This is a genomic window from Pseudomonas sp. GW821-FHT01E10 (assembly GCF_059422365.1).
Genome location: NZ_JBWKWT010000009.1, coordinates 242,961 through 253,627, shown reverse-complemented (window position 1 = coordinate 253,627; position 10,667 = coordinate 242,961). Strand labels below are relative to the sequence as shown.

General features: G+C 53.3%; 7 protein-coding genes. All 7 read right to left on the bottom strand.

The genetic code is table 11. The features are described from left to right. Positions 1–100 precede the first annotated feature (100 nt). The 7 genes from AC07V0_RS18070 to AC07V0_RS18040 all read right to left on the bottom strand — a co-directional run bounded on the left by AC07V0_RS18070 (position 101) and on the right by AC07V0_RS18040 (position 10,622). Entirely contained in the window at positions 101–1,411 is a 1,311-nt protein-coding gene (locus AC07V0_RS18070; RefSeq protein ID WP_064618051.1) for an ABC transporter substrate-binding protein, read from the bottom strand. A 341-nt stretch (positions 1,412–1,752) separates the two neighbouring features. After that, positions 1,753–2,658, bottom strand: coding sequence for an AraC family transcriptional regulator (locus tag AC07V0_RS18065; RefSeq protein WP_018926036.1), 906 nt, complete (start codon positions 2,656–2,658; stop codon positions 1,753–1,755). Between the two features lie 80 nt (positions 2,659–2,738). Continuing rightward, positions 2,739–3,620 carry a phosphatidylinositol-specific phospholipase C domain-containing protein gene (locus AC07V0_RS18060; RefSeq protein ID WP_064618047.1) on the bottom strand — a complete coding sequence of 294 codons (882 nt, stop codon included), beginning with the start codon at positions 3,618–3,620 and terminating at the stop codon, positions 2,739–2,741. Between the two features lie 189 nt (positions 3,621–3,809). Continuing rightward, positions 3,810–4,676: a phosphatidylinositol-specific phospholipase C domain-containing protein gene (locus AC07V0_RS18055; RefSeq protein ID WP_018926034.1), complete on the bottom strand. Its 867-nt coding sequence runs from the start codon at positions 4,674–4,676 to the stop codon at positions 3,810–3,812. 149 nt (positions 4,677–4,825) lie between these two features. Next, a complete protein-coding gene (locus tag AC07V0_RS18050; RefSeq protein WP_495019796.1) occupies positions 4,826–6,121 on the bottom strand; it encodes a glycosyltransferase in 1,296 nt (431 codons plus the stop codon). Positions 6,122–6,267: 146 nt separating this feature from the next. Next, positions 6,268–10,059, bottom strand: coding sequence for a M35 family metalloendopeptidase (locus AC07V0_RS18045; RefSeq protein WP_495019795.1), 3,792 nt, complete (start codon positions 10,057–10,059; stop codon positions 6,268–6,270). A 200-nt stretch (positions 10,060–10,259) separates the two neighbouring features. Further along, a complete protein-coding gene (locus tag AC07V0_RS18040) occupies positions 10,260–10,622 on the bottom strand; it encodes a response regulator (RefSeq protein WP_495019794.1) in 363 nt (120 codons plus the stop codon). Positions 10,623–10,667 lie beyond the last annotated feature (45 nt).

Genomic DNA, 10,667 nt, shown 5'->3' with positions numbered 1-10,667 from the left:
TGGGTCGCGAAGCGGCCCCAAAAGCTTTGCGACTGCTGCGCAGTCGAACGGGAGCAAGCTCCCTCGCCACACAAGCCGACCCCTACATGGGGGGCGCTGGTTATTTGGGATAACCGGCGCGCTTCATTTCACGTTCGGTGGTTGACTGGGCGGCGGTCAGGGCCTGGTCGACCGTGGTCTGGCCGATCAACGCGGCCGAGAACAGCTTGCCGACCTGGGTGCCCACGGCCTGGAATTCAGGAATGGTCACCAGCTGGATGCCAATGTAGGGCACGGGCTTGAGGGACGGTTGGCTCGGGTCCGCGGCTTTCAGCGATTCCAGCGTCACCTTGGCGAACGGCGCGGCATTCATGTAAGCCTCGGTGTAGGTCGAAGCGCGAGTGCCTGGTGGCACGTTGGCGATGCCGTCTTTTTCCGCGACCAGGGCTCCGTACTCCTTGGACGTGGCCCAGGCGCTGAAGGTTTTCGCCGCTTCCTTGGCCTTGGAACTGGTGGGGATGGCCAGTGCCCACGAATACAGCCAGGCCGAACCTTTGTCGGTGACCTGATGCGGTGCGTAAGTAAAGCCGACGTGGTCGCTGACTTTGCTCTGGGTTTTGTCGGTCACGAACGAGCCGGCCACACTGGCATCGACCCAGATCGCGCACTTGCCGCTGTTGAACAGCGCCAGGTTCTCATTGAAACCGTTACTCGATGCGCCGGGCGGGCCGGACTTTTTCATGGTGTCGACGTAGAAATTCAGCGCATTTTTCCACTCAGCACCGGTGAATTCCGGCTGCCATTTCTCATCGAACCAGCGCGCGCCATAGGCGTTGGCGACAGTGGTGATCAGCGCCATGTTTTCGCCCCAGCCAGCCTTGCCGCGCAGGCAGATGCCGTACTGTTCTTTATCTTTATGGGTGAGTTTGCTGGCGAATTCGCCGATCTGTTCCCAGGTCGGGCGTTCCGGCATGGTCAGCCCGGCGTCCTTGAACAGGTCGGTGCGGTAATAGGTGATGGAGCTTTCAGCGTAGAACGGCAGGGCATAGAGCGAGCCCTTGACCGAAAGACCTTCACGCACCGAAGGGAAAACGTCGTCGAGGGCGTAGTTGGCCGGCAAGTCCTTCATCGGTTCCAGCCAACCCTTGGCACCCCAGAGTGCGGCTTCGTACATGCCGATGGTCAACACATCAAACTGCCCGCCCTGGGTGGCGATGTCGGTGGTCAGGCGTTGGCGCAGGACGTTTTCTTCAAGCACCACCCAATTGAGTTTGATGTCCGGATGCTCGGCTTCGAAGGTTTTCGAGAGCTTTTGCATGCGGATCATGTCGCTGTTGTTGACGGTGGCGATGGTCAGGGTCTGAGCGCCGAGGCTGACGCTGCTGAGGGTCATGCAGGTGAGGGCAAGCAGAGCTTTTACCGAAGGTTGCATCGTGCACTCCTTTTCTGCACCCGGGGGTTACAGAAGGACAGTTATTGTTTTTGTGTCTTCCTGCGGAGGGAAGAATGTGCAGCGATTACAGCCTTCAATTGACAGGCTGACAAATCATCCATCGCACTGTGATCGATACTTTTTTGCACTGGGAAGTCAGGGGCTGGTGTCGCTGCATGCCGCGCTGTAGCAGCTGCCGTCAGGCTGCGTTCGAGGGCGAAGCCCTCGCCGGGTCCGAAGCTGCGGCGATACAGAAGAGGTGGAGTGGCCGGGTTTGCGACTGCTGCGCAGCCGAACGCAGCCTTCGGCAGCTGCTACAAGGATCCGTGGTACAGGATAAGTCAGTGCTGATTCTGCTCAGTCAACCGTTGCACCGCCAGCCGCCGATAGTGCGACGGCGTCATGCCCTTGAGTTGCTGAAAACGCCGGTTGAAGTTGGAAATGTTGTTGAAGCCCGACTCGAAACACACATCGGTCACCGTTTTGTCGCCATCGGCCAGCAGCTCGCAGGATTTGCTGATGCGCAGGCGATTGACGAACTCGATGAAGCAGCGTCCGGTGGCCTGTTTGAACACTCGGCTGAAGTAGGTCGGCTTCAGACCCAGATGCTCGGCCACCTCTTCCAGCGTTAAATCCCTGGCGTAATGGGCAAAGATGTAATCCACCGCCCGGTTGGTACGGTCGATATTGTGTTCATCGGCCAATTGCGGCGTTGTGGCACCGGACAGCAACTGGTAGTCATCGGACGCCGCCAGCAACTCCAGCAGAATGAAAAAATGCCCAAGCCGGGTCATGCCTTGGGTGTCGGCGATGCGCTGCATCAAGGTCATGGCCTGGCGTATGGTGCGCTTGCAGCGAAACTCGATGCCGTACTGCGCGCGCTCCAGCAAGGGCGCAATTGTCTTGAGTTCGGCGAATACCTGATGGCCACTTTCGAACAGCTCGTCAGTGAAATTGACCAGCATGTCGCGCTCGGGCACCACTTCGTCTTCGGCCACCTGGCTGATCCAGTTGTGGGGCAGGTTGGGGCCGGTCAGGAACAGTGTTTCCGGGTAGAAGTTACCGATGTAGTCACCGATGAACACCTTGCCGGAGCTGGCGATGATCAGGTGCAGTTCGTATTCCTTGTGGAAATGCCAGCGCACCAGGGGGCAGGGGAATCCGTGTTGGCGATAGATGATGGACAACCCGTTGTGGTCGTCCATCAATTCGTAGGAAGGATCGGTGACTCTGGCTGTTCGGGTCATGTCAGGGCGCTTTGATTGTTATCGCCCCTTGATCATGCCTCTTTCGGGATGCCTAAGGCCAGCTTGCAACGCGACTGTGCTCAGGCGGGGGCATGCAACGCATCACCGTATACCGCTTTCATGCTGGTGGCACTCCAGCAGTAACGAACGATTTCGGATTCATCGAAAAAGTCGGTATTAATGATGCTGCAGCGCGTCACCCAGTCCCGGGTGGGATTGAACCAGTCATTGATGTGGTTTTTGATGTCTTGAGGCCCTCCCAGAAACGCGTAGCTGGTGGCCGATAACGACCATAAAAATGTTTCGTATGGCGCGTCTTTGAGTGTGTTGGAAATATGGGTTTTCAAATCCTCGGTGTCGGTAAACCGCTTGTTGATCCACTTGTGTGCAATGCGCGGCCAGAAATAATTCTCATCCAGTTCCCGCCGTACGGGCGCCGCTAATATCACCCGGCGCAGAGCACTGATCCGCTTGAGCTCGCCGATCGTTTTTGTGGCGTTGTCGGGCGGTATCACTCGCTGTCCGAGTTGGCTGACCAGAAGCTCATTGAGTTTCTGATAGTCAAAGCGATTGTTACCGTCCCCTAGCTGATGAAAGTCCAAAACCACGAATTCATCCGGGTTTCGGTCCAGGAAAGATGAAACTGCGCTGATGAGTTCATCGAGAACCCGATGTGATTGATATCCATGGTGATGGAAATAGAAAATCGACTGCTCAGCCCCCTCGGTGTAGCCCAGACGGATATCGAATGCCCGTGCGCCATTGGACAATTGCCATGCAAATGAACCGTTTTGACATGTCGTCCAGTTGCCGACGACCACCTCATAATTAGGCGCCTGTTTATCCATGCCGGCGTTATGGGCGCCGGGCCAGATAACATCAGTCAGTTTTATACGATCGATGTCGAGGGCATTACTCATCCATTTTTGTTTATCCAGCGTGATTACTGCGTTATGGGTCATGACAGTTCCTTGTCGTAGACTCGTCCCCTCCATGGAGGGGACGAGGTCCATGTTTAGGGTGTGGCTGCGTGCCATACCTCTATTGCTCGCCTGCGTAGAAAGGCTTTCATGACCCAGCATAGAAGTGCGCGACTGCATTGCCAGTCACGGAAATACTTGCATAAGAATTAATCCTTTAATGGCTCGGCGCTAGTTGGCGCGCTTGGCCGCTTTACTCAGGTTTGCGGTCAGGCAATACGAAACGATGTTGCTTTCTTCAATGAAGTCGACATTGATAATGTTGCACCGTGTTGCCCAGTCGCTTTTATTCGGGTCAAACCACGAATTAAGCTCATCGTGAATATCTACCGGACCACCGAGAGCGCTATAACTGGTCGCGGACAGGGACCATGGTGCCCATGTGCCTGGCGGAAACTTCAGCACTTTTATAATGTGCTGTTCCAACTCGGAGGCACTGGTGAGGCCGTTGCCAGACCATTTGTGCTCGATCTGTTCAATGAATAGGTTTTGATCAAGGGCTCTGTTCCTGGGGGCTGCGACCAGTATTCTTTGCAAAGAACTGATTTGTTTGAGTTGACGCAGACTCAGCGACCGGTTTTTGCTGGGAATGATCCGATGACCGAGAAAGTGGATCATCATGTCATTAAAATAAGCGAAGTCAAACGTGCTTCCGCTCAGATCGTGAAAGTCCAGGATGATGAATTCATTGGGGTTTTCCTGAAGGAATTTTTCTACATCGGTTACAAGTTGGCCCAGGGTTCGGTCATTGCGATAATTGTTATGATGACAGCGAAATTTTCCAAGTCCCGGCGCGCGGGCGTCGTAAGTCAGGCGAATATCCAGCGCGCGGGAACCGTTGTGTAGCTGGGAATAAAACGATTTATGCTGACAGGCCAGCCAATGGGCTCCCGGGCCTTGCAGCCAAGTGGCTTTCCAGTCGCTTCCGGCGTTATGGGTGCCTGGCAGTGTCAACTCATTGAGCGACAGTGTATCGATTGCCGGCGTGCTGGCCATCCAGTTTCTAAGTACGTAGTTGTTCTGAACAGTATTGTCCATTTAATGCTTCCTTGCATAGTTTGATAGGTGTTATCGGTTGGCCGAAGTGAGTGGCTGTTACTCACTTCGGTCAATAATTTATAAAGGGAAAGAGCGGGGCGATCAATCGTTGTGATAATGCAAGATATGTGTATTTGGTTGTGCGTAACTTAGGCAGGGTTTCGGTTTTTCGCCTCAATCCATTGCGCCATGTATTGCGTACTTTTATGGTGGTGATGACGCAACATACTACCGGTAAAATTATCGCGTCTAAGTTGAGTCAAGTGCTGTTGGCAGTGCAACAACTTCTTGATCAACGCCGGGCCATGTTCCGACATTTTATATCGATCGGCCAGTAACCTCTGTCCGTGGGATTGGGCCTGCGCCCAAAGCGCTTCATCCTTATACAGCCGCACCGCACAGTCAGCCAGTTCCCGTGCCGTGCGGGCCACGGTCCCAGGCCAGGGATGATTGCCATGCATGGCTTCGGCGCCGATGGGCGTCGTCACCGTGGGGGTGCCACATAACATGGCGTCGACGATCTTGCCTTTGATACCGGCACCGAAGCGTAGAGGCGCCAGACAAATGCGTGCCGCCGACATCACTTGCAAAGCATCTTCTGCCCAGTTCATGACATGAAAGCCCTGGGCCGGGTTGTGCAACGCGGTAGCTTTGGGGGGGGTGTAAGCGCCGTAGATATGCAACTGAGCCGTGGGCAGTTGCTCGCGGATCAACGGCCAGATAGCTGTTTTCATCCAGAGCACCGCATCCCAGTTCGGCGCATGTCGAAAATTGCCGATGCTGAGAAAGTGCGCCCGATCTTCAAAGGCTGTCGGCGGCACGAGCTCAGGTTCGACCATCAGCGGACACCAGTGCAACAAGTTGCGCGGCAGCTTGAATTGCTCGACCAGCAATTCGATCTCCACTTCAGAGATCATCAGGTTCAAGTCGCAACGGTACAGCGCAGCAATCTCCCGTTTGGCGAGATCGGTATCAGCCATCAGTTCGAACTCTTCGCGCAACGCCGGCGCGAACAAGTCGCTGAAATCATTATTGTCGTCACTGACCTTCAAGCGATCCTTGAGGCGCTGATGCCGGGCGTGCCGCAAGCTTTGCAGATCCGATGTCTCGAGGACACGCAGGGCATCGGGACAGTATTTTTCGACCCGCCAGCCAAACTGCTCCTCCATCATGAACTGATCGAACAGCACTATGTCCGGAGCAAGTTCACTGACGAAGTCGTCGAAACTGCTGTTGTTCAATTCAATCGGAATTTCACGAATGCCCAACGCCGTCAGATCAGCCCGATGTTCGCCGGTGCCGGCCGGGCTACTGAAGGTGACGTCCCAGCCATGCTGCAAGAATGTTTCAAGGATTTGCATGACGTGCCCACCGGCCGCTGAAGAACGGGGCTCGGGCCAGACGTAACCAATGACCAGGACTTTGGTTGCGTTGAGCTGACTCATGACAGTGTTCCTTGGTGTAGGCGAGGAGGGACGAAGAAAAGGCCGCAATTAAACCACAGGAGGCGATTCCTGTGAGTTTGCGGCCGTTTACTTGAGTCGACGGGAGGTCAGCGCCCCCGTTGACAGAGATTTTCTGTTCCAGGCATCTAGGCGAGTGTAGACAGATTAATGATCACAGCCTCCGTGATGTGCTTACCGGTTGCGGTGTCGAACTTGCTCCTCATCCGGCCCAGGTTTTCGAGAAAGCGCGGGTAATTGGCCGATCGTTGATTCAGCAAGCCAATAGCCAGGGCGTAAGAGTCGGCGTTCAGGAGTGCAGGAGCCTCGGCAACGATCTTGGGCAAGTCTTTTTTAAGCTGGTTAAACTCACGGAACCCCTTGTGATCGGCATCCCGCAATGTGAAAGGATCTAATCCTTCCGGATGCTTCGCCAGATTCATCAACTGAGTCACATCGACATCGCCGGCCTTACCAAATGCGGGATCCGGGTTGCCATACATCAGGTCAATCGTACGTTGTGAGCCATGAGACATCTCATGCACCACGCCATCAGCGATCCGTCCTCTGTCGAACCTTTCCTTTTGGAAAAAGTCAGTCATATTGTCCGAGTAGATCTTAATGAATCGACTGTTAACTGAATCGGCAGGGTAATTCGCTGCTTTCCATCGCGCGAAGGTCTCGGGAAGCATTGCCGCCAGCGCGCCGTCCGAAGGTTTTTTTACAATATCTATGTTCTTCAGGGAGATGTGATTGAGGTCTTTTTTCATTTTGCGTAATGCTTCGGTCAGGTGCTCAACAGTTTGAGCGGAACTGTTGCCGAAGAAATACTTTATTACTGCTTTTACTTCGAAATCAGCACTGTTCGCCACCAGTTGATGCAGTGCGGTGTCAATTTTTGTCTGGGCGATCGGTAAGCTTCTTTTGACATAGGCGGAGACGAAGCTATCCGGCAGGAGTTTCTTGCGAACGTAGGACTTGAAACTCAAGTCGAAGTTTTTGAGTTTCTTTCCCCACGGCTGCCCCAGCCGGTTGAGAGCGTACCAGTCATCCTGCATGCGGACCGCAGACACGACGAAAGAATCTCCAGAGCTACCCAGCGGACGCCAGGTTCCTTGTCCGATATCAGTTCGTTGCGCCGCTTTGATCAAGTCATAAGCGTCAGCACTGCCGGTCAGTCTTCGAAGTTGATGGGTTGCACTTTCCAAAGAGTTCAAGCCAGCCCGACTGATACCCAATACACCTTTCTTTAAATACTTTCCGACGCCCAGGATCAGCTCTGGCGTACCGTCCAGCGGGTTGAACACAGAGTGGAGAAACCCTAGGCCCAACTTGGCTAGCGCTCTGGTCTTCGAGGCTGTGGAAACGGCCTTTGCCGCGATGCTAGCGGCTTTTGCAGCGACGCCAACGACCAGCAAAACGGTCATCGCTAGTTCAAGCGTGCAGGACAGCGTACTGCCCCTGTTACGGTCCGGATCGTCGGAGAAGAAGTCTTCGATGCAGGATTTAAAGGGCACAATAATATTAATGAATGTCTCGAATTGTTGTTCTTCCTTTGAGTGTCTTTGCTCCAGTTCCGTTCGGCCCCGTGCGTCTTCTATCAGTTCGTCGTACGTCCAGAGGGGGCGATGCTTCAAAATGAAATTTGTCAGGGGGCTGAATTCTCCGCTTTGATAACTCTCATAATAACCAGGCTTAATAGTGCGTGTTGTTTTTACCGATGCGTTCAATGATCCCAGTTTTTCAATTACCCCATGACTGGACCGGGTGTTGCCTGGTGGAACTCCATGGGTATAGCTCTCTATATCAGTTGGCAAATTGTGGATTTTTTCGGCTTTGCTCAAACTGTTGATGTGATCGGTAAAGTCCAGTCTCGCAGGTTGTGCCAGCAGACCTTCTTTTTGCACAAGTGCTGCCAGTTGAGGGTTCTCCCTGCATTCACCGTGTAAGGTAAACAGTTCATAACAATACAACCGGCCTTCATATTTCGAGCACATCACGACGCCATAGCGACCCGTGGCTTCATCTTTGGCTTTCTGTTTTTCCTGAGGAAACAAATCGGGAGGCTGGATGATGGCAACCGAGGGCCGGATAGTGAAGAAAGTGACTTCACCGCACAGCAAACGAACCCGGTCATCCGGTGGTAACGCCGACAAAGCCAGCTTGACAATACTGGCCATCGCTTTTTCCAATGGCGCATAAGCCTGGTCAAAACGACGTTTGAAAATCCCCTCCGTAGAGACCAGATTAGGCACAAGGTGCGGAAATCTCTGGTAGAGACTAGGGCTTCTTTTCAAATCCCAGTTCAGTGTCCCCAGATGGTTGGACATGTTGAGCTCTACCATGGACATGGCTAACGGCTCGAAATTGTTGAACTCGTGCCAACCCCGTTGTTTCTCGAACAGTATTTTTTCGTCGATGAAATCGCAGTCCGGCGCGATCTGCTCAAGTATCTCCCGGGAAATCGCTTTTCGGCTGGGCAGTGGGGTCGATAACGTGGCGACTGCTTGCGAATAGGCATCCGCAAAGGCCTGATAAGCCTCAATGGCACGATCACCAGAACCTTTATAGTCACTGATCACCTGCTCAAGAGTAATCACGTTGTTCAACAGCGCCCAGTCAATAATCGGGTCTACTGATAGCACGCTGTGCAGAATTTCCTGCTCGTTGTTGACTGGCTCAATCGCTTCAAGTTGCATGACGTTTGCAAATGTCATGGAAAGCACGGAGCCGCAAGCGTTGGCTTCTGCTATGGCAACACCCCGACAGAACGTAATCCATTCGGGGGTGCCCAGTCGCAATGATTCGGGCAGATTTCTTACCAGAAATTCGGGTGCCCTGCCTGCCAGCAGCAAGTAGGCGGCGAGCGTACTGGTGTTAGAAGGAATGTCATGCTCATTCTCAAGATGCCGTTCCAGTTCAGTGAAAACCTCTGGAACCGATTTCTCTATGTTTTCAGGTGCATAAAGGTTGTAACCCGCGATGTGATTTCGACGCTCGTCGCCTCCCGCGTCCGGGTAAATGTCGAGAATAATTGCAGTCATGAGCACCTGCTCGAGGTTCAACTCTGAGACGGACTCACCTGATTTGGATCCGTACCAGTCAAGCGCTTTTAAGTAACTTTCGGACCAGCTTTTGAAATAGGGGTGTACACCCAATTCATGCAGCAGTTCGCGGCAATTCAATCGGTTTGCTGTTTTCGAACGATTTCCCAATGCAATGCTACACAGGTCCACCAGCAGTTTTCCGCGTCCGCCGATGTGCTGAGCGGTCAAGGTACGAATTGTTTGCCTGTCATCCGCCGACAACACCAAAGCCCTGTCCTCACTGCTCGTGATGGCTTCCCAGTAGTTACCCAATGCAGGGGAAGGGTGGTAGTCAAACTCTAGATGTTTGATCAGGTTTTTTATGCGTTTTACATCTTCGGGCAGTTCGTATTCGTGGAATGTGATCCATTGAGCAACACCCAGCCGATTGTCGAAGAACACCACTCTGTCGATGGTTGCTGCAATATCCGCGATTGCAACCAAATCATCATTGAGGTCCGGATCAAGTTTGGTCTTTGCGGTCAATCGTATTTCGCGGCCATTATGGGAGGCGATGATGTGACCTGCATCGACAACATAGAACGAAGCATCGGGATGGACGGAATAGTAGGCGAGCACTTCTTTAAAGGCGGGCTTGTCGATCATGCTCTGCAACATGACAGCGCCGGGGCGCAGCGCCTGTTCGAACGAAGAACCTTCGGTCACTGTAATGAATAGCTCTTCCCAGTCTATCTGCTCATTGTTTTCTTTTCCGGAAATAGCCTTTTTAAGCTGTGCGATGATTTCGCCTCGCTCGACTTTATCGCTCTCAATGCCTTGTTTAAGTCGAGGGGTGATGTCTTGAGGGTTGGATAGTTGCAAATTATAGTTCGCAGCTGTGTGCTGTTGGTCCATTAGTAGTTCCTTCTACTGGTTGTTGCTTAAAGGTGTGGGGATCCTCTTTTAGTTTAAGTTATTGGGCAACTGGCATTGTATTAGTGCCTGTTTCAGATGGGGTCATAAAGTTGTTGAGGGCGCGAACTGTTCCGTTGCGGAAAAACTAAAAAGCACCGCTCTTTTCAGGAGCAGGTGCTCGGTGCGGCTTAAACGCTTAGTTACACTTCAAGTATGTCCTTGACCTTATCCCGCAGTTGATCAATCGAGAACGGCTTGCCGATCACATGCATGCCGTCAGGCACCTCGATGTTTTCGGCATAACCGCTGGCGAACAGGATCGGCAACTCGGGGCGCAGCAGGCGTGCCTGTTTCGCCAATTCCCGGCCGTCCATGACCGGCAGCCCCACATCGGTCATCAGCAGGTCGATGTGCTGGTCCTCATCGTTGATGAAATCCAGCGCCTCTTCACAGCCATCGGCCTCAAGTACCCGGTATTCCAGTTCCTCCAGCACATCGACGATCAGCGTGCGCACGATGGCATCGTCTTCGACGACCAGGATGGTGGATGTGTTGGTGGACATAGTGGGGCTCTCAAAGGTTGGATTTACGATAGCGTCGATCGAAAT

Excerpts from the sequence above, each read along its gene's own strand:
- AC07V0_RS18040 (WP_495019794.1), bottom strand. The coding sequence starts at position 10,622 with ATGTCCACCAACACATCCACCATCCTGGTCGTCGAAGACGATGCCATC.
- AC07V0_RS18070 (WP_064618051.1), bottom strand. The coding sequence starts at position 1,411 with ATGCAACCTTCGGTAAAAGCTCTGCTTGCCCTCACCTGCATGACCCTC.
- AC07V0_RS18060 (WP_064618047.1), bottom strand. The coding sequence starts at position 3,620 with ATGACCCATAACGCAGTAATCACGCTGGATAAACAAAAATGGATGAGT.
- AC07V0_RS18050 (WP_495019796.1), bottom strand. The coding sequence starts at position 6,121 with ATGAGTCAGCTCAACGCAACCAAAGTCCTGGTCATTGGTTACGTCTGG.
- AC07V0_RS18065 (WP_018926036.1), bottom strand. The coding sequence starts at position 2,658 with ATGACCCGAACAGCCAGAGTCACCGATCCTTCCTACGAATTGATGGAC.
- AC07V0_RS18045 (WP_495019795.1), bottom strand. The coding sequence starts at position 10,059 with ATGGACCAACAGCACACAGCTGCGAACTATAATTTGCAACTATCCAAC.
- AC07V0_RS18055 (WP_018926034.1), bottom strand. The coding sequence starts at position 4,676 with ATGGACAATACTGTTCAGAACAACTACGTACTTAGAAACTGGATGGCC.